General features: G+C 59.5%; 24 protein-coding genes. 12 read left to right on the top strand and 12 right to left on the bottom strand.

The window, feature by feature from the left end; translation table 11 throughout:
- Positions 1-55: 55 nt before the first annotated feature.
- Together uvrA and ACR0E6_RS04995 are read left to right on the top strand one after the other, a co-directional pair.
- Positions 56-2,914, top strand: a complete 2,859-nt coding sequence (gene uvrA / locus ACR0E6_RS05000) for an excinuclease ABC subunit UvrA (protein WP_480581360.1) — start codon at positions 56-58, stop codon at positions 2,912-2,914.
- A 91-nt stretch (positions 2,915-3,005) separates the two neighbouring features.
- A complete protein-coding gene (locus ACR0E6_RS04995; RefSeq protein WP_480581358.1) occupies positions 3,006-3,875 on the top strand; it encodes a fused MFS/spermidine synthase in 870 nt (289 codons plus the stop codon).
- 1 nt (position 3,876) lies between these two features.
- Here ACR0E6_RS04995 and mmsB read toward each other — a convergent pair whose 3' ends face one another.
- From mmsB to ACR0E6_RS04975, 4 genes are all read right to left on the bottom strand, one after another.
- Entirely contained in the window at positions 3,877-4,749 is an 873-nt protein-coding gene (gene mmsB, locus ACR0E6_RS04990) for a 3-hydroxyisobutyrate dehydrogenase (RefSeq protein WP_170450924.1), read from the bottom strand.
- 3 nt (positions 4,750-4,752) lie between these two features.
- On the bottom strand, positions 4,753-5,793 hold the full coding sequence (locus tag ACR0E6_RS04985) for an enoyl-CoA hydratase/isomerase family protein (RefSeq protein ID WP_480581356.1): 1,041 nt from the start codon (positions 5,791-5,793) through the stop codon (positions 4,753-4,755).
- 7 nt (positions 5,794-5,800) lie between these two features.
- Positions 5,801-6,943 (bottom strand): acyl-CoA dehydrogenase family protein, encoded by a 1,143-nt coding sequence (locus tag ACR0E6_RS04980; protein WP_480581353.1) that lies wholly within the window; start codon positions 6,941-6,943, stop codon positions 5,801-5,803.
- Between the two features lie 114 nt (positions 6,944-7,057).
- Positions 7,058-8,173 carry a carboxylate-amine ligase gene (locus ACR0E6_RS04975; protein ID WP_170734676.1) on the bottom strand — a complete coding sequence of 372 codons (1,116 nt, stop codon included), beginning with the start codon at positions 8,171-8,173 and terminating at the stop codon, positions 7,058-7,060.
- Positions 8,174-8,313: 140 nt separating this feature from the next.
- Here ACR0E6_RS04975 and ACR0E6_RS04970 point away from each other — a divergent pair, with 140 nt between their 5' ends.
- Complete coding sequence (locus tag ACR0E6_RS04970; protein WP_480581351.1) at positions 8,314-9,165, top strand: class I SAM-dependent methyltransferase; 852 nt, start codon at positions 8,314-8,316, stop codon at positions 9,163-9,165.
- A gap of 71 nt (positions 9,166-9,236) precedes the next feature.
- Positions 9,237-9,713: a fasciclin domain-containing protein gene (locus ACR0E6_RS04965; protein WP_170450914.1), complete on the top strand. Its 477-nt coding sequence runs from the start codon at positions 9,237-9,239 to the stop codon at positions 9,711-9,713.
- A 69-nt stretch (positions 9,714-9,782) separates the two neighbouring features.
- Here ACR0E6_RS04965 and ACR0E6_RS04960 read toward each other — a convergent pair whose 3' ends face one another.
- Together ACR0E6_RS04960 and ACR0E6_RS04955 are read right to left on the bottom strand one after the other, a co-directional pair.
- Positions 9,783-10,367 carry a L,D-transpeptidase gene (locus ACR0E6_RS04960; protein ID WP_170453041.1) on the bottom strand — a complete coding sequence of 195 codons (585 nt, stop codon included), beginning with the start codon at positions 10,365-10,367 and terminating at the stop codon, positions 9,783-9,785.
- Positions 10,368-10,569: 202 nt separating this feature from the next.
- Entirely contained in the window at positions 10,570-12,069 is a 1,500-nt protein-coding gene (locus tag ACR0E6_RS04955; protein WP_480581349.1) for a CoA-acylating methylmalonate-semialdehyde dehydrogenase, read from the bottom strand.
- Positions 12,070-12,174: 105 nt separating this feature from the next.
- On the opposite strand from ACR0E6_RS04955, the gene ACR0E6_RS04950 reads away from it, so the two are divergent.
- The 3 genes from ACR0E6_RS04950 (at position 12,175) to coaD (ending at position 14,150) form a co-directional block, all read left to right on the top strand.
- Complete coding sequence (locus tag ACR0E6_RS04950; protein WP_170621753.1) at positions 12,175-13,077, top strand: LysR family transcriptional regulator; 903 nt, start codon at positions 12,175-12,177, stop codon at positions 13,075-13,077.
- A 59-nt stretch (positions 13,078-13,136) separates the two neighbouring features.
- Complete coding sequence (locus tag ACR0E6_RS04945) at positions 13,137-13,574, top strand: CBS domain-containing protein (RefSeq protein WP_170450908.1); 438 nt, start codon at positions 13,137-13,139, stop codon at positions 13,572-13,574.
- Positions 13,575-13,658: 84 nt separating this feature from the next.
- On the top strand, positions 13,659-14,150 hold the full coding sequence (gene coaD, locus ACR0E6_RS04940; RefSeq protein ID WP_170450906.1) for a pantetheine-phosphate adenylyltransferase: 492 nt from the start codon (positions 13,659-13,661) through the stop codon (positions 14,148-14,150).
- Here the strand turns inward: coaD and gap (ACR0E6_RS04935) are convergent.
- The 3 genes from gap (ACR0E6_RS04935) to gap (ACR0E6_RS04925) form a co-directional block, all read right to left on the bottom strand.
- Positions 14,142-15,146, bottom strand: a complete 1,005-nt coding sequence (gene gap, locus ACR0E6_RS04935; RefSeq protein WP_170450904.1) for a type I glyceraldehyde-3-phosphate dehydrogenase — start codon at positions 15,144-15,146, stop codon at positions 14,142-14,144. The genes coaD and gap (ACR0E6_RS04935) overlap by 9 nt on opposite strands.
- 93 nt (positions 15,147-15,239) lie before the next feature.
- Positions 15,240-15,383 carry a hypothetical protein gene (locus ACR0E6_RS04930; RefSeq protein ID WP_170450902.1) on the bottom strand — a complete coding sequence of 48 codons (144 nt, stop codon included), beginning with the start codon at positions 15,381-15,383 and terminating at the stop codon, positions 15,240-15,242.
- A 71-nt stretch (positions 15,384-15,454) separates the two neighbouring features.
- Entirely contained in the window at positions 15,455-16,456 is a 1,002-nt protein-coding gene (gap, locus tag ACR0E6_RS04925) for a type I glyceraldehyde-3-phosphate dehydrogenase (protein ID WP_170450900.1), read from the bottom strand.
- Positions 16,457-16,637: 181 nt separating this feature from the next.
- Here gap (ACR0E6_RS04925) and ACR0E6_RS04920 point away from each other — a divergent pair, with 181 nt between their 5' ends.
- Complete coding sequence (locus ACR0E6_RS04920; protein ID WP_480581342.1) at positions 16,638-17,609, top strand: DUF808 domain-containing protein; 972 nt, start codon at positions 16,638-16,640, stop codon at positions 17,607-17,609.
- Between the two features lie 89 nt (positions 17,610-17,698).
- Positions 17,699-18,499, top strand: coding sequence for a thioesterase family protein (locus ACR0E6_RS04915; protein WP_480581339.1), 801 nt, complete (start codon positions 17,699-17,701; stop codon positions 18,497-18,499).
- 48 nt (positions 18,500-18,547) lie between these two features.
- Here the strand turns inward: ACR0E6_RS04915 and tkt are convergent, their stop codons facing one another.
- On the bottom strand, positions 18,548-20,569 hold the full coding sequence (gene tkt, locus ACR0E6_RS04910; RefSeq protein WP_480581336.1) for a transketolase: 2,022 nt from the start codon (positions 20,567-20,569) through the stop codon (positions 18,548-18,550).
- Positions 20,570-20,805: 236 nt separating this feature from the next.
- Between tkt and ACR0E6_RS04905 the strand changes: the two genes are divergently transcribed.
- Genes ACR0E6_RS04905 through ACR0E6_RS04895 form a run of 3 tightly spaced genes read left to right on the top strand, consistent with a single transcriptional unit; the run spans position 20,806 to position 22,405 of the window.
- Entirely contained in the window at positions 20,806-21,663 is an 858-nt protein-coding gene (locus ACR0E6_RS04905) for a hypothetical protein (RefSeq protein WP_480581333.1), read from the top strand.
- Entirely contained in the window at positions 21,663-22,058 is a 396-nt protein-coding gene (locus tag ACR0E6_RS04900; protein ID WP_170518380.1) for a cell division protein ZapA, read from the top strand. Before ACR0E6_RS04905 ends, ACR0E6_RS04900 begins: the two co-directional genes overlap by 1 nt.
- Positions 22,055-22,405 (top strand): MliC family protein, encoded by a 351-nt coding sequence (locus tag ACR0E6_RS04895; protein WP_170734679.1) that lies wholly within the window; start codon positions 22,055-22,057, stop codon positions 22,403-22,405. The genes ACR0E6_RS04900 and ACR0E6_RS04895 overlap by 4 nt, the downstream gene beginning before the upstream one ends.
- Before the next feature lie 7 nt (positions 22,406-22,412).
- Here the strand turns inward: ACR0E6_RS04895 and grxD are convergent, their stop codons facing one another.
- Positions 22,413-22,775: a Grx4 family monothiol glutaredoxin gene (gene grxD / locus ACR0E6_RS04890; RefSeq protein ID WP_170518386.1), complete on the bottom strand. Its 363-nt coding sequence runs from the start codon at positions 22,773-22,775 to the stop codon at positions 22,413-22,415.
- 70 nt (positions 22,776-22,845) lie between these two features.
- On the bottom strand, positions 22,846-23,082 hold the full coding sequence (locus ACR0E6_RS04885; RefSeq protein ID WP_039530494.1) for a BolA/IbaG family iron-sulfur metabolism protein: 237 nt from the start codon (positions 23,080-23,082) through the stop codon (positions 22,846-22,848).
- Positions 23,083-23,095: the final 13 nt, after the last annotated feature.

The following is a 23,095-nucleotide window of genomic DNA, read 5'->3' as shown; positions in this document are numbered from 1 at the left end:
GGAGACTCAGCGCCGCTCGCCTATTTCTAGGACACTTGTCTGGTTGGGGGCCTGAATGGCTGAGCTGAAGAACATCGAAGTGCGCGGCGCGCGCGAGCATAACCTGAAAGGGATCGACGTCGATATTCCACGGGATCAGCTGGTGGTGATCACCGGCCTGTCCGGCTCGGGCAAATCCTCGCTGGCGTTTGACACGATCTATGCCGAAGGTCAGCGCCGTTATGTCGAAAGCCTGTCGGCCTATGCGCGTCAGTTCCTGGACATGATGGAAAAGCCTGATGTGGACCATATCAGCGGCCTGTCCCCGGCGATTTCCATCGAGCAGAAAACAACATCGAAAAACCCACGCTCGACCGTGGGTACGGTGACCGAGATCTACGACTATATGCGTTTGCTCTTTGCGCGCGCAGGAACTCCTTACAGCCCCGCCACCGGCCTGCCGATTGAGGCGCAGCAGGTGCAGGACATGGTCGATCGGATCATGATGATGGAGGAGGGGACCCGCGGCTACCTGCTGGCCCCTATCGTGCGCGACCGAAAGGGCGAGTATAAGAAAGAGTTTCTGGAACTGCGCAAACAGGGCTTTCAGCGTGTAAAAGTTGACGGCGAATTCTACGAGTTGGATGAGCCACCGACGCTGGACAAAAAATTCCGCCACGACATCGACGTTGTGGTCGATCGTCTGGTCGTGCGTGAAGGGATGGAAACCCGGCTGGCCGACAGCCTGCGCACGGCTTTGGATTTGGCCGATGGGATTGCGATTCTGGAAACCGCCCCGCGCGAGGGTGATCCGGAACGCATTACGTTCAGTGAGAATTTTGCTTGCCCTGTCAGCGGCTTCACAATTCCCGAAATCGAACCACGCCTGTTCTCGTTCAATGCTCCGTTTGGGGCATGCCCGGATTGTGACGGTTTGGGGGTCGAGCTGTTCTTTGACGAACGCCTCGTCGTGCCGGATCAGACATTGAAGCTGTACGATGGTGCCTTGGCCCCATGGCGCAAAGGGAAGTCCCCGTATTTCCTGCAAACCATCGAGGCCATCGCGCGGCATTATGAGTTCGACAAGAACACGCCGTGGAAGGATCTTCCGTCAAAGGTGCAGCAGGTTTTCCTGCGCGGCTCGGGCGATGAGGAAATCCAGTTCCGCTATGACGAAGGCGGGCGGGTCTATCAGGTCACGCGCAGTTTTGAGGGCGTGATACCGAACATGGAACGCCGCTATCGCGAAACCGACAGCGCGTGGATTCGCGAGGAATTCGAACGGTACCAAAACAACCGCCCCTGCGGCACCTGCGAAGGCTACCGCCTGCGCCCCGAGGCGTTGGCGGTAAAGATCGCGGACCTGCATGTGGGTCAGGTGGTAGAGATGTCGATCCGCGAGGCGCTGGCCTGGGTTGAGGATGCGCCGAACCATCTGAGCGTGCAGAAGAACGAGATCGCGCGCGCCATCCTCAAGGAAATTCGCGAACGTCTTGGATTCCTGAATAACGTTGGTTTGGAATACCTTACGCTATCACGTTCAAGTGGCACACTGTCCGGAGGGGAAAGCCAGCGTATCCGCTTGGCCAGCCAGATCGGCTCGGGCTTGACGGGTGTTCTGTATGTGCTGGACGAGCCATCCATCGGCCTGCACCAGCGCGACAATGATCGCCTGCTGGGTACGCTCAAGAACCTGCGGGATCAGGGGAACACGGTGATCGTCGTAGAACATGACGAGGAAGCCATTCGCGAGGCGGACTATGTGTTCGACATTGGCCCGGGCGCGGGTGTGCATGGCGGGCAGGTGGTCAGTAAAGGAACGCCAGCGGAAATCACTGCTGACGCCGCTTCGATCACGGGGCAGTATCTGGCCGGCACGCGAGAGATTTCGGTGCCAACCGAACGGCGCAAAGGCAACAAAAAGAAGGTTTCGGTAGTCAAAGCGACGGGAAACAACCTGAAGAATGTGACCGCCGATTTTCCACTGGGCAAATTCGTCTGTGTGACCGGCGTGTCCGGGGGCGGCAAATCCACGCTGACCATCGAGACGCTGTTCAAAACCGCCTCGATGCGTCTGAACGGCGCGCGTCAGACACCCGCGCCGTGCGAGACCATCAAGGGGCTGGAATTTCTGGACAAGGTTATCGACATTGACCAACGGCCCATCGGGCGGACTCCGCGTTCGAATCCAGCGACTTACACGGGGGCCTTCACTCCGATCCGCGACTGGTTCGCTGGCCTCCCTGAGGCAAAGGCGCGCGGGTACAAGCCCGGGCGGTTCAGCTTCAACGTCAAAGGTGGCCGTTGCGAGGCATGTCAGGGTGACGGTGTCATCAAGATCGAGATGCACTTCCTTCCCGACGTTTACGTGACCTGCGAGACCTGCAAGGGTGCGCGCTACAACCGCGAGACGCTGGAGATCAAGTTCAAGGGCAAATCCATCGCCGACGTGCTGGACATGACGGTGGAGGACGCGCAGGAGTTCTTCAAAGCCGTGCCGTCGATCCGCGACAAGATGGATGCGCTGGCGCGTGTGGGGCTGGGCTATATCAAGGTCGGTCAACAGGCCACGACCCTGTCAGGGGGCGAGGCGCAGCGGGTTAAGCTGTCGAAAGAGCTCAGCAAACGTTCCACCGGGCGCACCTTGTATATTCTGGATGAACCGACCACGGGTCTGCATTTCGAAGACGTGCGCAAGCTGTTGGAAGTGCTGCATGAATTGGTCGATCAGGGAAATACGGTTGTTGTGATCGAACACAATCTGGACGTGGTGAAAACCGCCGACCATATCATCGATATCGGCCCCGAAGGCGGTGACGGTGGTGGTGAGATTGTCGCGACCGGCACCCCGGAAGAGGTGGCCGAGGTCGAGCGCAGCCACACCGGGCGGTATCTGAAACAGATGCTTGATGCAAAGGCGGTTGCCGCCGAGTAGACCAGTCACGCATACTGCCAGGAATACGTCTATTGGGGACGGCGCCTGGCAAATCGGCGGTGTCGGTGCGTCCAACGCGAACGGAGGTCGCATGGCCGATCCAGACCCGAACGTGTTCGCCTCGGGAACCTTACCCGGCTCTATTGCACAGCGGCTGAGGCATTTGCAGGATCTGCCGGATGGTTTGGTCGAGCATCGGCAGGGCCAGATCGGGCAGGTGGTCGTTGCAAAGAGCGGGAGCGAGCTGTTTCTGGTGTTTTGCCCCAGCGGAGTTCCTCTGACCAACGACGCGCTCAGCGGAGTCATGTCGCGCATTGATCTGACAAACCCGCTGACTCTGACCGGTGGTTATACGCAGGCGATGCTGTTGTGCCTTGCTTTCGTGCCACGGCCCGAGCGTGTGTATGTTATGGGCAGCGGTGGTGGGCGGATGCCCACGGTTCTTCATGCGCTGCTCGATGATGTCATGATCACCGGCTCGGAGATTGATCGGGAAGTTCTTGACCTGTCATACCGGTATTTCGGTCTGAAAGACGGTCCGCGCCTGCGGATTTCCTGCGCCGATGGCAGCTTGCATTTGGCCGAACAGACAGACGCGCAATTCGACCACATCTATCTGGATTGCTTCGCGGCGGACGGGCGTGTGCCGCAATCCTTGTCCACGCCCGCGTTCTTTGAAATGTGCGCCAGCAAGCTTCGGCACAGGGGCGTGGTTTGCATGAATTTCGTGGACAGCGACCCTCGGCTGCCTGAGCAGAAAGCGGACTTTCAATCGGTTTTTGCAGATGCCTGCGAGGTTGAAGTCGAGGGCACGCATGTTCTGTTCGGATGCAAGGAGGCGTGTGCCGATCCGGCCAGCGTTTCGGCATCCGCGCGCGCGCTGCAGGCGCGGATGCCGTTTGGGTTTGATTTGTCCGAATACGCAGATCGGCTTTGTATCTTATCCCAAGACGAAAGTTAGATCAGCCGCGACCGCGTTTCTCGAATCGAGGCAGCATGGCACTGAAATCCATACCATTCCCGTCTTCACCTTCGACGAATTGTTCATACAACGCCGTTGCGGCTTGCCCCATCGGAGTGTCCGCATCGGCGCTTTCGGCGGCTTGCTGGCTGAGGCGCAGGTCTTTCAGCATCAGCTCGGCGGCAAAACCGGGTTGGTAGCCGTTATCCGCAGGGCTGGTTGGGCCAACGCCGGGGGCGGGGCAATAGGCGTTCATGGTCCAGCTATAGCCGGAGGACGTGCTGACGACGTCGAACATTTTTTGACGGTCCAGCCCCAGCTTGTCAGCCAATGCAAAGGCTTCGCAAGTAGCGATCATGGTGACGCCGAGGATCATGTTGTTGCAGATCTTGGCCGCTTGACCGGCCCCGGCTTCGCCGCAGTGCACGGCCTTTTGCCCCATGATCTCGAACAGGGGGGCAGCTTTGGCAAAGGCGTCTTCGGATCCACCGGCCATGAAGGTCAGCGTGCCTGCCGAGGCGCCTCCGATCCCGCCCGAAACAGGAGCATCGACTGAGAGCAGCCCGGCTGCACTGGCCTGATCGGCGACCGCGCGAGCGCTGTCGACATCGACGGTTGAACAGTCGATCAGAGCGGCACCGGATTGCATATGGGGGATGATCTGATCGGCGACGGCGCGCAGGATGGCTCCGTTCGGCAGCATGGTGATGACGGCGTCCGCGTCCGCTACGGCCTCGGCAGCTGTCTCAACATTGGTGACACCGTCCACGCTGACCCCTGCGGTATCAAAACCGCGCACCGTGTGACCGGCTTTGGCCAGATTGGCGGCCATGGGCGCACCCATATTGCCCAGCCCGATGAACCCGATTTGCATGTCTTACTCCTCCTCGAATGTCAGGGCGTCCTTGCCCAGCGGCTGCAACATCTTCGACACCGCCACCGCTGGCACGGTCATATCCGCATATTGCCAACGGGGGTTGCGGTCTTTGTCGATGATCTGCGCCCGGATACCTTCCAGAAAATCACCATGTTGCATGGCGCGGAAGGTGAAACGGTATTCCATTTCCAGCGCCCGACGCATGGTTAGCGAGGCCCCGCGCAGGCGGTGCAGCATTTCCACCGTGCAGGCCACAGACAGCGGCGCGTTCCGTTCCAGCTTGGCCAGCGCCTTCACCGCGAATTCGGAACCACTGCTCCGCAGATTGGTGAGAATATCGCCGAGTGTCTCACCATCGAAGGTGCGGTCAATTTCGGGTTGCAGACCGGCAAGTTCGCCGTTGGGCGGCGTGGCGGCATGTTCGCCAATCAGATCGGCGTTGCCGGACGCCTCCAGCATGTCGATCAGATCAGCCCACTGATCCTGCGGGATGAAATGATCGGCGAACCCGGCAAGGATCGCATCAGCGGGGCCCATGCGGTGCCCGGTGGTGCCCAGACACTCACCCAATCGACCGGGAGCCAGCGCCAACATCAGCGTGCCGCCGACATCGGGAACCAGCCCGATGGAGCATTCGGGCATCGCGATCTGAGAGGTTTCGCCAACAACCCGGTGGCTGCCGTGGCAGCCGATTCCGACGCCGCCGCCCATGGTGAAGCCTTGCAGGAAGCTGATGACAGGTTTGGGGTATTCGAAGATCAGGGCGTTCAGCCGGTATTCGTCGCGCCAGAATGTCTGACCATAGGCGAAGTCGCCCTGGATCCCGGTCTGGTAAAGTTCGGCAATGTCCCCTCCGGCGCAAAAGGCCTTGTCGCCTTCGGCGTCGAAGATGATCAGATCGACCGCATCATCCTCGCGCCAGTTGCGCAGGGCTGTGTCGATGGCCATGCACATATCATAGGTCAGCGCATTCAGCGCCTTGGGTCGGGTCAGGGTGATGCGCCCAGCGCGGCCGGTTGTGCGGATGTCGATGTCAGACATGTAACCTTTAGCCTTGTGCAATCATCTGGCGCGCGACGATCACGCGCATGATCTCGTTCGTGCCTTCCAATATCTGATGCACCCGCAGATCACGCACAAGCTTTTCGATGCCGTAATCGGCCAGATAGCCGTAGCCGCCGTGCAGTTGCAGGCACTGATCGACGACCTTCGATCCGGTCTCGGTCACGAATTTCTTGGCCATGGCGCAGAATTTGGTCGCATCCGGAGCGCCTTGATCCAGTTTCCAGGCCGCTTGGCGCAGAAAAGTGCGGGCGGCCTGCAGCTCGATCTCCATATCCGCCAGGCGGAATTGCAGGGCCTGGAACTGGTCGATGGATTGGCCAAAGGCTTTGCGTTCGGACATGTATTGCAGGGTCATGTCCAGCCCGGCCTGTGCCGCGCCCAAGGAACAAGAGGCGATGTTCAGACGCCCGCCATCCAGACCCTTCATGGCGTATTTGAACCCGTCGCCTTCAACGCCGACCAGATTGCCGGATGGAATTTTGCAGTCGTCGAACTGGACCTGCGCGGTGGGTTGGCTTTTCCAGCCCATCTTTTGTTCCAACGCACCAAAGCTGAGGCCGGGTGTTCCGTCTTCAACATAGACGGTCGAAATACCCTTTGGGCCGTCCTGACCGGTACGCACCATGCAAACATAGGCGTCCGAATATCCTCCGCCGGAAATAAAGGCCTTTGACCCGTTCAGCGTGTACCCTTCATTCGTGCGTTCGGCGCGGGTTTTCAGCGCGGCCGCGTCCGAGCCTGAGCCCGGTTCGGTCAGGCAGTAGCTGAGCACTGTGTTCAGGCTCAGCACGTTTGGCATGACTTGGGATTTGAGGTCGTCGCTGGCAAAGCTGTCCAGCATCTTGGCGCACATGTTGTGGATCGACAGAAAGGCCGCGACCGAAGGGCAGGCCATCGACAAGGCCTCGAACACCAGTGTCGCGTCCAACCGGGTCAGACCCGAACCGCCGCTATCCTCGGACACGTATAGCGCGCCGAATCCAAGTTCCCCGATCTTGGGCCACAAGTCCTTTGGAATGGTGCCGTCGCTTTCCCATTGGCGCGCGAATGGGGCGATGTTTTCCTGCCCAAACGCATATGCCATATCGAAGATGGCTGTCTGTTCCTCGGTCAGCCCGAAATCCATGGCGTACCCTCCCGCAGGTAAAGAATTGAACGCTTGTTTATTTCGCAATCGTTACAGAAATTTTGCAAGATCAGCAATCGTTCGCGGGCGGCGCGGCGACTACGCGCCGCAGGGTCACAGATCGGCGTGAAACTCTTCGATCAAATGGCGAACGACCGCCTGACCGGGGTCCTCGCCTTTGGCAACAGCTTCGGCATGCGCGCGCCGTTGGCGTGTGGCTGAGGTCCCGTTTTCGGCAATCTGCCGCAACCGGGCGAGTTCGGTCATGGTGCCCAGCGCCTCGGCATCTTCGGCAAGCATGCCCATCAGTTCGCCCATCAACTCGGCCATCGGTTTGATCGAGCGATCCCCGAAATCGATCAGCCCTTCCCCAACACCATAGCGCTGAGCGCGCCACCGGTTTTCACTGATCAGGAACCGATCATACTGTCGCCACCGCAGATTTCGCGCTTTCAGGCGGCACAGCATCCGGGTCAGGGCCTGCACCAGTGCCGCCAGCGACAGCGTATGTTCCAGCCGGGGCTGCACATCCATGATGCGGGTTTCAAGCGTCGGGAACCGGTGCGACGGGCGCAGGTCCCACCAGATTTTTGAGGTATCCTCGATCACGCCCAGCTCGACCAGAACGCCGGTGGTGCGCTCGTATTCGGACCAGCTGTTATAGTCAGGCGGCAGCCCTGTGCGCGGCAGGTTGTCGAAGACGGTCAGCCGGTAGGAGGACAGGCCCGTATCCTCTCCGTTCCAAAAGGGCGAGGACGTGGACAGCGCCAGAAGGTGAGGCAGGAAATAGCAGAGCTGGGGCATCAGGTCAGCCCGCAGCGCCGGGTCCTCGACCCCCACATGAACGTGCATTCCGCAGATCAGCATCCGTCGCGCAACACCACCCAAGGCGTGTTGCAGGGCATCGTAGCGTTCCTTCCGGGTGTGGTGCTGGTCCTTCCAATTGGCGAACGGGTGGCAGGATACCGCAATCGGGCTGAGGTTATATGCGGCGGCGTGTTTCGACACACAAGATCGCAGCCGCTTCAGATCCTCACGCGCGCCTTTGATCGTGGTATGAGGGCGCGTGCCGACCTCGATCTGGCATTGCAGGAATTCAGGGCTGACCTGACCTTCGAAATCGGCCTGGCAGGCTTCCATCAGGGCGGCGGGGGCTTCGGTCAGTTGCAGGCTGTCGCGGTCAACCAGCAGATACTCTTCTTCAATGCCCAGCGTGAAATCCTGCTGCATACACGGACCTCCCTTTGTTTAACGACCTCAGTGAATACGGAAATCGGCGTTTTGCCAAGGGTTTGCCGTTCTGCCGCTTGCGAAGGCCCATGCCGGACAGGTATGGAAATGCAGAAAGCCACCGAACCGGAGCGACGCGCGTGAAACTCAGAAAATTCCCGAAGATCAACGAAGCGCTTGATGAGTTGGGGGTGAAACTGATCGACAAGGCCGCCGAACAGGACGAACGCGCACGGCTTGAAGCGTTCGAGCGGGCAGGGGGGCTGACCAAACCGGCATATGCTCTGTCACCGGGGATGGAGGGGTTTGATATCGAACCGCTGAAACAGGAGTTTGCGAACCACCGTGACGCCTTGGCCGCGTTGAAGGACCCAGCGCGCAATCAGACCGGTTATCGCATCGGCAATGGCTACTATGACAGCCCTGACGCGGATGCGCTGTACCTGATGATCCGAAGGTTTCAGCCAAAACAGGTCATCGAAGTCGGCTGCGGAAATTCGACCCGCGTCACTCGTCAGGCGATCATCGATGGTGGGTTGGAAACCAAGATCACGGCCATCGACCCGTATCCCCGGGCGGATATTGCCCATGTGGTGGATGCATTCGAGCAGAAACGGCTGGAAGATGTGGACCCCGCGCTGTTCGATCAATTGGAGGCCGGAGATGTCCTGTTCATCGATTCCAGCCATGTTGTTCGGATGTCGAACGATGTCGCGCACCTGTTCTGCCGCATCATTCCCAGCCTGAAACCGGGTGTTGTCATCCACGTGCATGATGTTTTTTTACCCTATGAATATCCCAAGCGGTTCTTCTATGACTGCCCCGGCTGGGGTGAGCAGTACCTGCTGCACGCATTGCTGCAATCTGGTTCGTTTTCAATGCTTTGGCCGGGGTACTACCTGCAACAGGAGCGCCCGGATGCCGTCGAAGCCTTGCCCTTTTTGAAAGAGGGTCGCGCCCAGAGTATCTGGGTTCAGATCAAGGAACAGTGATCTCAAAGTGATCCGGTGTGACAAAAGGCCCGTACCCCTTTCCATAACAAGCTGGAGAGGAGAAGACAGCCATGTTTCGTCGCACGTTTATGGGCGCTGCCGCCGCACTCGCATTTGCCATGCCGCTCAAGGCCCAGGCTGCTGACATTGTCGATACCGCAGTATCTGCCGGATCGTTCACCACCCTGGTCGCAGCCGTTCAGGCGGCTGGTCTGGTCGATACGCTGAAGGGCAATGGCCCGTTCACCGTGTTTGCGCCGACGGATGAGGCGTTTGCAGCATTGCCCGAGGGGACTGTCGAAAGCCTCTTGCTGCCCGAGAACAAGGATCAGCTGGTTGAAATTCTGACCTATCATGTGGTTCCGGCCAAGGTGATGTCGGGCGATATCGCTGGCAAGCGCGCGAAGGTTCTGACCGTGCAGGGCGACCGCCTGAGCGTGAATGCGCGTAACGGCGTGAAGGTCAATGGTGCCGAAGTTGTTCAGGCCGATATCGAGGCCAGCAATGGCGTGATCCATGTGGTCGACGCGGTGATCCTGCCGGAATAAGCACCACGACCGCAGAAAACAAAAGCCCCGGTCCTGATGGCCGGGGCTTTCGTGTAACTGATGATCAGATCAGACGAGACGCACCTGCGTGCCGATCTGGACCAGCGGATACAGCTCTTCCACATGCTGGTTATATAGTCCGATGCAACCGGATGAGCTCTGACGACCGATTTTGCGCGTGTCATGGGTGCCGTGCACCAGATAGGCGGGCCAGTCCAGATACATGGCGCGGGTGCCCAACGGGTTGCCCGGATCGCCGCCATCCATCCGGACAGGCAGCGAAGGATCGCGTTCCCGCATCGACGCGGTCGGTGTCCAGCTTGGGTTTTCGGCCTTGCGCACAACTTTGGTGTAGCCGCGCTTGGTCAGTTCTTCGCTCATCGGCACAGAACTTGGGTACAGCTTGTAGGTCCCGTCCGGGCCCCAATAATGCACGGCGCGACTGGTGATGTCGGCCAGCAGGCAGCCCGAGCCAAGCTCGTCAAAGTGATCCTGCCAGTTCTGCTGAGAGAACGAGGATACATTGCGGCGCACCGGCAACTGTGTGCTGATCGCGTCTTCGGTCTGCGGGAAGGCATCCGTGCTTTGCGCGCGTACAAGCGCGGGCGTTGCCAGAACGGACGCGACCCCCAAAAGGGCCGAGCGGCGGGTCATGCGGGAATTGGACAAAACGGCCTCCGATATTTTTGAACTGCTCGATCAAAAAATTTGAGAGTAAATTATTTGTGCGGGATGCGAATTTCCAGCCTGTGAAACCTGAATTTATCGTGAAGGCGCAGGTTTTCAGGGGCATTGGCGAGTCTTTGCCACAAAAACCCGGCCAAATGGGCCGGGCTTGAGGGTTTTAGGGCTCAGATCAGTCCATGGCTTTGAAATTGAACTCGCCACCTTCCTTGATGCCCGACGGCCAGCGAGCCGTCACTGTCTTGGTGCGCGTGTAGAACTTGAAGCTGTCCGGTCCGTGCTGGTTCAGGTCCCCGAACATGGATTTCTTCCAGCCGCCAAAGGTGTGGTAGGCCAGCGGTACCGGGATGGGAACGTTGATGCCGATCATGCCGATGTTGACCCGGTTGGCAAAGTCACGCGCTGTGTCCCCGTCGCGGGTGAAGATCGCGGTGCCATTTCCATATTCGTGGTCCATCGCCAGCTTTAACGCCTCTTCATACGACTCTGCGCGCACGGTCGACAGTACGGGGCCAAAGATCTCTTGTTTGTAGATGTCCATATCGGGTGTCACATGGTCGAACAGGTGCGGCCCGACAAAGAAGCCGTCCTCATACCCCTGAAGGCTGAAATCGCGGTTGTCCACGACCAGCTTTGCGCCCTGTTCGACGCCTGAGTTGATCAGGCCCAGAATACGTTCCTTTGACGCGGCGGTCACGACCGGACCCATGTCAACGTCATCGCCTGCGGTGTAGGGGCCGACCTTCAGCTTTTCGACGCGCGGCACCAGCTTTTCGATCAGCGCGTCGGCGGTGTCCTGACCTACCGGAACCGCAACCGAAACGGCCATGCACCGTTCGCCCGCCGCGCCAAATCCGGCACCGACCAAGGCGTCGGCAGCCTGATCCAGATCCGCATCGGGCATCACGATCATATGGTTCTTGGCCCCACCAAAGCACTGCGCGCGTTTCCCGTTCGCGGTGGCGCGGGAATAGATATACTGCGCGATCGGGGTCGAGCCCACGAAAGACACTCCCTGAATGATCTCGCTATCAAGGATGGTGTCGACCGCCTCCTTGTCGCCATTGACGACCTGAAAGACGCCTTTCGGCAGACCGGCCTCGACGAACAGTTCCGCCAGCATCAAGGGGACCGAGGGGTCACGTTCAGACGGTTTCAGAACCACGGCATTCCCACAGGCTAGTGCCGGACCGACATGCCACAAGGGCATCATGGCGGGAAAGTTGAAGGGCATGATCGACCCCACAACGCCTAGCGGCTGACGCATCGAATACATGTCGATGCCGGGGCCTGCACTGTCGGTGAACTCGCCTTTCAGCATTTGCGGCGCGCCGATGCAGTATTCGATCACTTCCAGTCCACGCTGCAGGTCCCCCTTTGCGTCGGGGATGGTCTTGCCGTGCTCGCGGCTGAGCGCCTCGGCCAGCTTGTCCATGTCGCGGTTCATCAGGTGCACCATCGCCATCATCACGCGCGCCCGCTTTTGCGGGTTGGTCGCGCCCCATGCGGGTTGCGCAATCGCGGCCTGTTCAATGGCGGCCGTCGTTTCAGCGGCGCTGGCCATCGGGCATTTGTATTGTACTTCGCCCGTTGCAGGGTTGAAGACGTCGTCAAACCGGCCTGACGTGCCGGCCACTTGCGCGCCATTCAGGTAATGGGTCAGGTCTTGCATTGATATCTCCTCCGAACGTTTGGGCGCAGGATAGGCTTGCAAAAATCACCCGAACAGAGGAAATGTTCGAAAAATACGCGCTGGAAAAAGCACGGAAGGCAAAGCATGGACCCAAATTGGGACGATATGAGGGTTTTCCTGGCCGTCGCGCGCGAGGAAAGCCTGTCTTCAGCGGGTCGTATCCTGAAAATCGATCCGGCCACGGTCGGTCGGCGCATTGCCCGGCTCGAGGCCACTCTGGACGCGCCGTTATTTACCAAATCGCAGCAAGGCTACATTCTGACGCGGGCAGGTCAACGCTTGCTGGATCACGGTCTGCAAGCCGAAGAGGCGATGCGTGCCGCCGCCGGTGCGGTGGTTGGCTCGACCAAATCGCTTAGCGGTCAGATCCGGATCGGGGCGCCGGATGGGTCGGCCAACTATCTGTTGCCGCAAGTCTGCGCCAAGATCAGCGATGCCAACCCGGATCTGGACATTCAGATCCTCGCCTTGCCCCGGATTATCAACCTGTCCCGGCGCGAGGCCGATATGGCCGTTACCGTAAGTGCTCCGACGGCGGGAAAGTTGCTGGTCAAGAAAATCAGCGACTATCGGCTGCACATGGTCGCCGCGCAGGATTATCTGGATCGCCATGATCCGATCCGCAAGGTTGGCGATCTGAAAGGGCACCGTCTGATCGGGTATATCCCGGACATGATTTTTGACCGGGAACTGGATTATCTGAATGACATCGGCGTTGACCGTGTCGCGCTTGCATCGAATTCGGTCTCGGTCCAGCTGCGGCAGGTGTCCTTGGGCACCGGGGTCTGTGTCGCGCATGATTTCACCCTGCCGTTCCATCCGAACCTGAGGAAAATCCTGACGGACCAAGTACATTTGACCCGCAGTTTCTATCTGGTCCGGCATCAGGGCGATCAGCGCAATGAACGCCTGAACCGCTTTGCCGAGGCGCTGACGCAGGGCATCCGTGAAGAAGTGACGCGGCTGGAAGCCGCCGCCGAAGCTTGACAGGTTGTCCTAATCGCGCAACGCTTTGGAATAAGTTTATTATTCCGGAGGTGTTCTTAATGCTCGTTCAGGCCATTCTGAAGTCCAAGGCCGCAGAAGGCGTGGTCACGGTTCAACCTTCAGCGACGGTCTCTGAGGCGTCAAAAATCCTGGCGGAGAAACGGATCGGGACCGTTGTTGTATCCGAAGACGGCGGGCAGACGGCGGTGGGCATCCTGTCCGAACGCGATATCGTCCGCGAACTGGCTGCCAGCGGCAGCGGGTGCCTGAATCAGCCGGTGAGCTCCTACATGACCGAAGATCTGGTCACGACCACACGGCAGGCGACGGTTCAGGACATCATGTCACGCATGACCGAAGGGCGCTTTCGCCATATGCCGGTCGTTGAAGAGGGCAAGCTTGTCGGCATTGTTACCCTTGGCGATGTCGTCAAGGCGCAACTGGCGGAACTGGCGATGGAAAAGGACGCCCTTCAAGGCATGATCATGGGCCATTGACTTGGTCAGGGGCGTTTCCACCCCTTGCACCTGCGTCAAAGTTATGTTTGCTAGCGCAGAAATAATGTTGCGCAGGAGATCCTGATGCGGGTTGGATTGTATCCGGGAACCTTTGACCCGATTACCCTGGGTCATATTGATATCATCCGTCGGGCCTCTGCGCTGGTGGACAAGCTGGTGATCGGCGTTGCGATCAACCGCGACAAGGGGCCGTTGTTCTCACTGGAAGAACGTGTCGCCATGATCGAGGCGGAATGCGCGCATCTGACCGAACAGACCGGCACCGAGATCGTTGCTCACCCCTTTGAAAATCTGCTGATCGATTGCGCCCGCGATGTGGGCGCCCAGATCATCGTGCGCGGTCTGCGGGCTGTGGCCGACTTTGAGTATGAATTCCAGATGGTCGGCATGAACCGTGCCCTCGACGATTCAATCGAGACCGTGTTTCTGATGGCCGAGGCGCGGCACCAGGCCATCGCCTCGAAACTGGTCAAAGAAATCGCGCGGCTAAACGGGGATGTGTCGAAATTCGTCACACCCAGCGTCCACGCGGCCTTGCGCGACCGCTTAGGCTAGGGCACCCATCGCGGCGGCTGTGTCCAGCATCCGGTTCGAGAAACCCCATTCATTGTCATACCACGCCAGCACCCGCACAAGGGTGCCGTCGGTGACCTTGGTTTCGGCCAGCGACACGGTCGAGCTGTGGGAATCATGATTGAAATCGACCGAGATCAAGGGCCGGTTTTCCGCAGCCAGTACGCCGGGAATTTTCGCAGCAGCATCGACGAACAGCGCGTTGACCTCATCCTCGGTCGTCGGGCGCGATACCTCAGCCACCAGATCGACAACCGAGACGTTGGGGGTAGGAACCCGGATCGCCTGACCGGTCAGCTTTCCGGCAAGTTGCGGCAGCACAAGCCCGACCGCAGCAGCCGCGCCGGTGGTTGTCGGGATCATCGACAAGGCGGCAGCGCGCGACAGGTAAGGGTCTTTGCCCGCCGTATCATGCACCGGCTGGCTGGCCGTATAGGCGTGAACGGTGGTCATGTTACCATGCACAATGCCAAGCCCCGCATCCAGCGCCGCGGCAACAGGTGACAAGCAGTTGGTGGTGCAGGACGCGTTCGAGACGATGATGTCGTCTGCGGTCAGTTCGCTGTCGTTGACACCGAAGACCACGGTTTTGACCCCACCATCGCCACGCGCGGGGGCCGAGATCAGCACTTTCTTCGATCCGTTCTTCAGATGACGCTCAGCGGCTTCACGCGTCCGGAAGACGCCGGTGCATTCCAGCACGACATCGACGTCCGACCAATCCAGCGCTTCGGGATCGCGTTCACTGGTCAGACGAATGGGGCCCGCGCCGACGTCAAGACCTGCGTCGCTTAGGGTGACTGTGTTGGGGTAACGGCCATGCACGCTGTCAAATTCGAACAGATGCGCGTTCATTTCGGGTTTCGCCAGATCGTTGATCGCCACGATCTGCACATCCGTGCGGCCCGATTCCATGACCGCCCGTAGCACTCCGCGCCCGATCCGTCCAAAGCCGTTGATTGCCAGTTTGAGTGTCATGTCGCGCTCCGTTTCATTCGTCAGAGAGTCCCGAATTGGGCTTGGTTAGCGCTAACAATTCCAGATTGGCGCGAATGTCAAGAAAAACCTCCGTCAGCGCCAGAAAGCGACCCAGTCCAGGAAGGCGTAAAGCTTCTTGCTGAGGAACACCAAATGCTCGGGTCCGAACAGCGCATAGTCCAGCACGATCGCGCCGAGGATAAGCAATCCGAGCCAGATGGCGAGTTGATTTGTCATTCTGTCCCCGAACGAAAACACCCGCCCAGATAACCTGAGCGGGTGCAAAGCTACAAGCGAAGTCCGAAGGGTCAGTTAAGACGACCCATTGCAACGGCAACGTCTGCCATGCGGACCGAAAAGCCCCATTCGTTGTCATACCAGGCCAGCACGCGGACCATGCGGTTGTCGACAACACGGGTCTGGTCGGGTGCGAAGATCGAGCTTTCTTCGGTGTGGTTGAAGTCGGTCGAGACCAGCGGCGCGGGCTCGTACCCCAGAACGCGCTGCATCGGGCCTTTGGCGGCTTCTTCGACGATGGCGTTGACCTCTTCGACGGTCACATCGCGCGAGGCGCGGAAGCTCAGATCAACGGCCGAGACATTCGGTGTCGGCACGCGGATGGCCGAGCCGTCCAGACGACCCTTGAGGTTGGGCAGCACTTCACCCAGCGCTGCGGCGGCACCGGTCGAGGTTGGAATCATCGACATCGCGGCAGCGCGGGCGCGATACAGATCGCTATGGCGGCGGTCCAGGGTCGGCTGGTCGCCGGTATAGGCGTGGATCGTGGTCATGATGCCATGTTCGATGCCGACACCTTCATCCAGAACCTTGGCAAGCGGGGCAAGGCAGTTCGTGGTGCACGAGCCGTTCGAAACCATGTTGTCATTCGCGGTCAGGGTGTTGTGGTTGACACCAAACACGATGGTCTTGTCGACATTCTTGCCCGGTGCGGACAGCAGAACCTTGCCGGCACCACGCTCAAGGTGCGTTTTCGCCTTGATGCCGTCATTGAACTTGCCAGTGCATTCCAGAACGACATCGCAGCCTTCCCAGTCCAGCTCGTTCATGTCGTAGGTCGAGAACATCTGCATTGGGCCGCGACCCAGATCCATGGTGTTTCCGTCAATTGATACATCGCGCGGGAAACGGCCATGAATGCTGTCATACTTCAACAGATGCGCCGAGGTCTCCAGCGGGCCGGTTGCGTTGACCTTGATCACTTCGATGTCGTTGCGGCCAGAGGCGGCGATATGCGACAGGGTACAGCGGCCAATGCGGCCAAAACCATTGATGCCGACCTTAATGGTCATGAGATGTCTCCAGATGCGCTTGCGTTGCAGGCCATATAGCGGCGAAATTGGAATCTCAAAAGGGCAAAAGCAGCATATTTTTAAGGTGTTAGCGCAAACCTCACGCGATTGCGCTAACGCTTGCGCTAGCTGTGAGATCGGGTAGGGTCGCGGTGCGACAGGTGACAGGAAAGGATGCGCAATGAGCGGTCTGTTGGCCCTTTTGGACGACGTGGCGGGGATTGCCAAAGTGGCTGCGGCCTCGGTCGATGATGTGGTTGCAGCGGCCGGTAAGGCCGGGGCCAAGACAGCGGGCGTGATCATCGACGACGCAGCGGTGACCCCGAAATACGTTCAGGGCTTTGCGCCTGCGCGCGAGTTGCCGATTATCTGGCGCATTGCACGCGGGTCGTTCTTCAACAAGCTTATCCTGCTGCTACCGGTTGCGCTGTTGTTGGCGAATTTCGCACCGTGGCTGATCACTCCGCTACTGATGCTTGGTGGGTCTTACTTATGTTTCGAAGGGGCCGAGAAGATCTTTCACGTACTGTTCCCTCATGGCAGCCACGCCATCGAAGAAGACATGAGCGTGCGCGATCCCGGCCACCTTGAAGAACAAAAGGTCAAGGGCGCGATCAAGACCGACTTTATCCTGTCGGCTGAGATCATGACGATTGCACTGGCGGCGATTGAGGCCCCGAATATCTGGATGCAGGCGGCGACTCTGGCGGTTGTGGGCATCGGCGTGACCGTGGCCGTTTACGGTTCGGTCGCATTGATCGTGAAGATGGACGATGTCGGGCTGTTTCTGGCGCAGAACGCGCCAACGCCGATTGGGCGCGGGACAGGCCGGGGGCTGGTCAAGGCCATGCCGGTGGTCATGAAAGTTCTGTCCATCGTCGGCACGGCGGCGATGCTGTGGGTCGGCGGATCGATTGTCATCCACGGGATGGAGGTTCTGGGCTTTGGCTGGCTTGGTCATCATATTCACGACTGGGCCTATGCGCTTGGTCATATGGCATCCGGCCAGTGGGTCGGTGTGATTGAGTGGGTGTCCAAGGCGACTATGGACGGCGTGTTCGGTCTGGCTTGGGGCTTTGTTCTGATCCCGGTCGCGACCAAGGTCGTCGGTCCGATGATGGGCGCTTTCAGCGGATCAGCCGAAAAGCACTGAAGCAGAATACGAATGTGACGTTGGGTTGTGATGGTGATGTGCCGTCAGGCGGCTAGAGTCGGGTGAGACACAGAAGAATTGGAACCCTCATGCCCAATCAGTCTTTGATCGATGTTCTTGAGGCGCGGGTCGCTAAAGAGAACGGCCTGAGTTTCCCTGTGCCCCAGAACTGGATGCAGGGCCGCACGACCTTTGGCGGGTTTTCCTCGGCCCTGATGCTGTCAACGGTCCACGCACAGCACAAGGGCCTGCCGCCTTTGCGATCCGCTCTGATCAATTTCACAGCCCCGATTGGCGCTGCGCCCACGATCAGTACCGAGGTTTTGCGCCAGGGCCGCAATGTGACAATCATCAGCGCCCGCGCCGAGATTGAAGGGCAGGTGGCGGCAACCGCCACGTTCTCGTTCGGTCATGCGCAGGACAGCCATGTCGCTTTTGACCACCCCGCAAAACCCGCCCCGGACCCCGAAGCCTGCGATCCCTATTTCCCGCTGGGCTTGCCGCGCCCGCCAATTCCGTTCCTTGAGAATTTCGACGTCAACCGGGTGGAAGGCTCTTTGCCGTTTTCGGGTGCGGAACACGGGTACTTGCGTTTATGGGCGCGGCACCGTGACCGGCGAATGTGGGATCGGATGGAAGGGCTGATCTCGGTCGCGGATCTGCCACCGCCTGCGATCTATCCGACCTTGAAGAAACCCGGCCCGAATTCATCAATGAACTGGATTTTCAACGTGTTGTCCGAGGATGTTCACACTCGCGATGGCTGGTGGCTGCTGGAACATCAACTAACGGCAGGGCGCGACGGTTATAGCTCGCAGGTCATGCGGGTGTGGAATACCGACGGCGATCTGATCGTGGACGGGATGCAGTCGGTTATCATCTTCGTCTGACAAAAAAGCCCCGGAGCTGGCCGGGGCTTTTGGGTTGAGCGCTTGGGTTTAGCCCAGCAATTCCTTGACCTTGGCGACGGTCGCTTCGGCGGTGATGCCGAAATGCTTGTAAAGCTCACCCGCAGGGGCCGATGCGCCAAAGCTAGACATGCCGATGAAGCCCGCTTTGGCTTCGCGGCCACGCTCGCCCAGCAGCCAGCGATCCCAGCCACCGGCGCGAACGGCGGCCTCGATCCCGACGCGCACGGCACCGGCGGGCAGAACGCGCTTGCGATAGGCTTCGTCCTGCTGCGCGAACAACTCCATGCAGGGCATCGAGACGACGCGGGTGCCAATCCCTTGGGCTTCGAGCATCGCTTTGGCTTCCATCGCCAGCGACACCTCGGACCCGGTGGCGATCAGGATCGCTTGACGTTTGCCCTCGGCCTCGGCCAGAACATAAGCGCCTTGCGCCGTCAGGTTCTTGGTCTTGTGATCCTTGCGCACGGTCGGTACACCCTGACGGGTCAGTGACAGGACCGAGGGGCTGTCCTTGAAGGTCAGCGCCAGTTCCCATGCCTCAGCCGTTTCCACCGTATCAGCGGGGCGGAACACATAGGTGTTCGGCGTCGCGCGCGAGATTGCCAGATGCTCGACCGGCTGGTGGGTCGGGCCGTCTTCGCCCAGACCGATCGAGTCATGGGTCATCACAAAAACCGACGGGATCTTCATCAGTGCCGCCAGACGCATCGAGGGGCGGGCATAGTCGGTGAACGCCATGAACGTACCGCCATAGGGGCGGATGCCGCCATGCAGCGCCATGCCGTTCATCGCGGCGGCCATACCGTGTTCACGGATACCGTAATGGATGTAACGACCCTTACGGTTTTCCGGCAGGAACACACCCATATCGGCTGATTTGGTGTTGTTCGAACCGGTCAGGTCGGCCGAACCGCCCACGGTCTCGGTCATGATCGGGTTCACGACGTTCAGAACCTTTTCAGACGAGGCGCGTGTGGCCAGTTTGGGCTGATCTTCCGATATCTGCTTTTTGAACGCACGGATTGCACTGGCCAGTTTCTTGGGGGCCTCAAATGCATAGGCACGGTTGAATTCGGCCTGCTTGCGCTCGGACAGTTGCGCAAAACGTTCTTCCCATGCGGCACGTTCAGCAGCACCGCGCGAGCCGATGGCCTCCCAGGCGGATTTGACATTCGCGGGGATTTCGAACGCATCATGCGGCCAGCCATAGCCGTCTTTGGCGGCTTTCAACTGATCCTGATCGGTCAGCGCGCCGTGGCCTTTCGACGTGTCCTGCGCGGCGTGACCCAGCGCGATATGGCTTTCACATGCGATCATGGTCGGCTTGCTGGATTTCTTCGCGTCCACAATGGCAGCATCGATGGCCTTGGGGTCGTGGCCGTCGATCTCGATCACATGCCAGCCCGAGGCCGCGAAACGGCGCACCTGATCGGTGCGGTCGGCGATGTCGACGGTGCCGTCGATGGTGATGTTGTTGTTATCCCAGAAGACGATCAGCTTGCTGAGTTCGTGACGGCCCGCCAAGGTGATCGCCTCTTGGCTGACACCCTCCATCAGGCAACCGTCGCCTGCGATCACGTAAGTATAGTGATCGACAACCTTCTTGCCGTAATGGGCGCGCTGAATTTCCTCGGCCATGGCAAAGCCAACCGCGTTCGAAATACCCTGACCCAGCGGGCCGGTGGTGGTTTCAACGCCATCGATCAGGAAGTTTTCCGGGTGACCGGCGGTTTTCGCGCCCAGCTGCCGGAAATTCTTGATCTCGTCCAGTGTGACGTCGGCATGGCCTGTAAGATACAGCAGCGAATAGACCAGCATCGAACCATGGCCTGCCGACAGGATGAACCGATCACGGTCGGGCCAGCTGGGGTTTGAGGCGTCGAATTTCAGGTGCTTTTCGAACAGCACGGTCGCAACATCGGCCATGCCCATCGGCATGCCGGAATGGCCGGAATTGGCGGCGGCGACGGCGTCCAGGGTCAGGGTGCGGATGGCCGCAGCTTTGTCCCAGTGTTCGGGGTTGGCATTGCGCAGCGCAGTCAGGTCCACGGGCGTTGTTCCTTTGGATTTGAAGCAGATTGCGCGCTCAATAGCATCCACCCCTCAAAGTGCAAGCAGAACCGCGTGTCACAAAGACCAGGCGCTTCAAGAGAGTAGTCCAAGTTGTTGAAACCAAACAGTGGGTATTTCCCGCCGCATTCCGCTAAACTACTTGCAGGTGGGGGATGACGTTGATTCGGGTCACCCTGCAACAGAACGAACCTTGATAAAGAGGTGACAGGGGCATGAGCCAGATCGAGGAATTACAGCATCGCATTATGGCAGCGATGGAGCGCATTGGCGCGGGCGTTGACGCCTTGCAGGACGCAGCCCCCGGCAGTGGCGACGCGGATGAAGGGTTGAAGGCCGAGCTTGAGGATGAACGCGTCGCGAACGCTCAGCTACAGGAACGGCTGAAGTCCCTGAAAGAACGGCATGAACAGGAAGTCGACGGGCTGCGCGCCGAATTGGATCAGGCCCGCGGGGCCTCGGGCGACGGGTCCGAAACCGAGACACTGCGCGAACAACTGGCCGAGGCGACTGCAAAGCTGGCATCGGTCGAAGCAGCCCGTGCGGAATTGGCCGAAGCCAAAGCCGCGTTGGAAAACTCGGAAGAGCTGGACACGCTGAAAGCCGAGAATGAACAGCTAAAGGCCGAGCTTGAGGCGCTTGATAATACCGCGCCCTTGCAGGCCGAGTTGGAACAGCTTCAGGCGCTTGTGGCCCAGGCCAAGCAGATTGAGGCGGAAAACAGCCGGTTGCGGGCGGAACTTGCCGATACGGAACGTGTTGGCGACCTGAGCGCCGAGCTTGAGATGCTGCGCGCCGAACGGGCCAGCCATGGAGCAGCGATGTCTCGGCTGGATGATGATCTGCAACGGATGCGCAAGGCCAACGAACAGCTTCGCGGCTCGGTTGATGAGTTGCGGGCCGCAGCGGAACAAGGCGTGACAGATGCCGAACTTCTGAACCGGGCGACGATCGCGGAATTGGAGGCGACGCGCGCGGCGCAGGCGACCGATGCGGCCGAGGCCCACGCGGTTCTGGCGCGGCTGGAGCCGTTGCTGAACCAGGCAAAACTTGCGGAAGGTGAGGTGGAATAATGCCCGAGGTTACCATTCATATCGGCGGGCGCGGGTTCGATGTGTCCTGTCAGGACGGGGAAGAGGTGTTTCTGCAATCTGCCGCAAAAATGCTGGATGACGAGGCGCAAGTTCTGTCGGATCAGATCGGCCGGATGCCGGAATCCCGGATGCTGTTGATGGCGGGCCTGATGCTGGCCGACAAAACGGCTGCGACCGAGGATAAGGTCAAGGCGCTGGAGGCCAAACTGGCCGAGGCCGAAACAGAGCTGAACACCCTGCGCAACGCCCCTGCGCCCGAGCCGGAACGGGTCGAGGTTGCGGTGGTTCCGCCTTCGGTGACCGATACGCTGGCCGAATTGGCGGCACGGGCCGAAGCCCTGGCCTCGGTCGTTGAGGAGAAGAAATCCCAATGAACAAGCTACGTGTTCTGGCCGGTGGTGCACTGGTCGCGATGTCTGCTTCGGCAGCGTTGGCCGAGATCGACATTCTGTCCGTGACCTTCACCTGCGAAAACGGATTGCCGCTGCCGGTCACCTATTTCAACGCTGCTGACGGGACGGGTGCGGCGGCGACGATTGTGGACAATACTCTTGTTGCGTTGCGTCAGGTCGAAAGCGGTTCGGGCATCCGCTACGAATCCGTCGACACGGAAGGCACCTATGTTCTGCGCTCGAAAGGGTGGGACGCGTCCATCAGCTATCTGGCGGCAAGCGATGCCGCCAGCGAGCAGGTGATCTATCAGAATTGCTCCAGCCGCTAAGGCTGGATCACGCGTTTGCTTCGCGTATTTTGTCTGCGGCTTCCTTGTTGTAGCCGACGCCGTTTTCGTCAAACAGCGTGTCCAGTTCGCCCGACAGGGTCATCTCGGTGATGATGTCGCAGCCGCCGACAAACTCACCTTTGACATATAGCTGCGGCACGGTCGGCCAGTCCGAGTAATCCTTGATGCCCTGACGCACCGCGTCATCGGCCAGAACGTTCACGTCCGCATAATCGACGCCCATATAGTTCAGCACGCCAGCCACACGGGATGAGAAGCCACATTGCGGCATCTCTTTGGTGCCTTTCATATACAGAACCACGTCATTTGCTTTGACGGTCTCATCGATCTGGGTTTTCACATCGGTCATTTCGCGTTTCCTTGTGGTCTTCCCTTTAGGGAATGCATTGGGATCTCTGTTTTCTGCGGAAAACCAAGAGCTATTCTGGGACTTTCGTGGTCAACGCCAGCGCGTGCAATTCTCCGTCCGGCCCGTCCATCTTGCCTTTCAAGGCCGCGTAAACGGCGCGTTGCTGCTGAACGCGGTTTTTGCCGCGAAAGCTTTCGTCCACGACCATGGCGGACATATGCACGCCATCGCTGCCGCCAACCTGAATTTCCGCGTTGGGAAAGCTCTCGCGCAGCAGGGTTTCAATTTCGTGGGCGCTCATCGGCATGTAGGTTTACTCC

The sequence above is a fragment of the Ruegeria sp. AP12 genome (assembly GCF_056540025.1).
This window is presented reverse-complemented; position numbering and strand designations above follow the sequence as displayed.

Excerpts from the sequence above, each read along its gene's own strand:
- ACR0E6_RS04915 (WP_480581339.1), top strand. The coding sequence starts at position 17,699 with ATGCCCAATCAGTCTTTGATCGATGTTCTTGAGGCGCGGGTCGCTAAA.
- ACR0E6_RS04905 (WP_480581333.1), top strand. The coding sequence starts at position 20,806 with ATGAGCCAGATCGAGGAATTACAGCATCGCATTATGGCAGCGATGGAG.
- ACR0E6_RS04930 (WP_170450902.1), bottom strand. The coding sequence starts at position 15,383 with ATGACAAATCAACTCGCCATCTGGCTCGGATTGCTTATCCTCGGCGCG.
- ACR0E6_RS04975 (WP_170734676.1), bottom strand. The coding sequence starts at position 8,173 with ATGCAGCAGGATTTCACGCTGGGCATTGAAGAAGAGTATCTGCTGGTT.
- grxD (WP_170518386.1), bottom strand. The coding sequence starts at position 22,775 with ATGACCGATGTGAAAACCCAGATCGATGAGACCGTCAAAGCAAATGAC.
- ACR0E6_RS04995 (WP_480581358.1), top strand. The coding sequence starts at position 3,006 with ATGGCCGATCCAGACCCGAACGTGTTCGCCTCGGGAACCTTACCCGGC.
- ACR0E6_RS04965 (WP_170450914.1), top strand. The coding sequence starts at position 9,237 with ATGTTTCGTCGCACGTTTATGGGCGCTGCCGCCGCACTCGCATTTGCC.
- ACR0E6_RS04980 (WP_480581353.1), bottom strand. The coding sequence starts at position 6,943 with ATGGATTTCGGGCTGACCGAGGAACAGACAGCCATCTTCGATATGGCA.
- ACR0E6_RS04955 (WP_480581349.1), bottom strand. The coding sequence starts at position 12,069 with ATGCAAGACCTGACCCATTACCTGAATGGCGCGCAAGTGGCCGGCACG.
- ACR0E6_RS04885 (WP_039530494.1), bottom strand. The coding sequence starts at position 23,082 with ATGCCGATGAGCGCCCACGAAATTGAAACCCTGCTGCGCGAGAGCTTT.
- ACR0E6_RS04960 (WP_170453041.1), bottom strand. The coding sequence starts at position 10,367 with ATGACCCGCCGCTCGGCCCTTTTGGGGGTCGCGTCCGTTCTGGCAACG.
- gap (WP_170450904.1), bottom strand. The coding sequence starts at position 15,146 with ATGACACTCAAACTGGCAATCAACGGCTTTGGACGGATCGGGCGCGGA.
- ACR0E6_RS04900 (WP_170518380.1), top strand. The coding sequence starts at position 21,663 with ATGCCCGAGGTTACCATTCATATCGGCGGGCGCGGGTTCGATGTGTCC.
- gap (WP_170450900.1), bottom strand. The coding sequence starts at position 16,456 with ATGACCATTAAGGTCGGCATCAATGGTTTTGGCCGCATTGGCCGCTGT.
- ACR0E6_RS04945 (WP_170450908.1), top strand. The coding sequence starts at position 13,137 with ATGCTCGTTCAGGCCATTCTGAAGTCCAAGGCCGCAGAAGGCGTGGTC.
- ACR0E6_RS04950 (WP_170621753.1), top strand. The coding sequence starts at position 12,175 with ATGGACCCAAATTGGGACGATATGAGGGTTTTCCTGGCCGTCGCGCGC.
- ACR0E6_RS04985 (WP_480581356.1), bottom strand. The coding sequence starts at position 5,793 with ATGTCTGACATCGACATCCGCACAACCGGCCGCGCTGGGCGCATCACC.
- ACR0E6_RS04920 (WP_480581342.1), top strand. The coding sequence starts at position 16,638 with ATGAGCGGTCTGTTGGCCCTTTTGGACGACGTGGCGGGGATTGCCAAA.
- coaD (WP_170450906.1), top strand. The coding sequence starts at position 13,659 with ATGCGGGTTGGATTGTATCCGGGAACCTTTGACCCGATTACCCTGGGT.
- ACR0E6_RS04895 (WP_170734679.1), top strand. The coding sequence starts at position 22,055 with ATGAACAAGCTACGTGTTCTGGCCGGTGGTGCACTGGTCGCGATGTCT.
- uvrA (WP_480581360.1), top strand. The coding sequence starts at position 56 with ATGGCTGAGCTGAAGAACATCGAAGTGCGCGGCGCGCGCGAGCATAAC.
- mmsB (WP_170450924.1), bottom strand. The coding sequence starts at position 4,749 with ATGCAAATCGGGTTCATCGGGCTGGGCAATATGGGTGCGCCCATGGCC.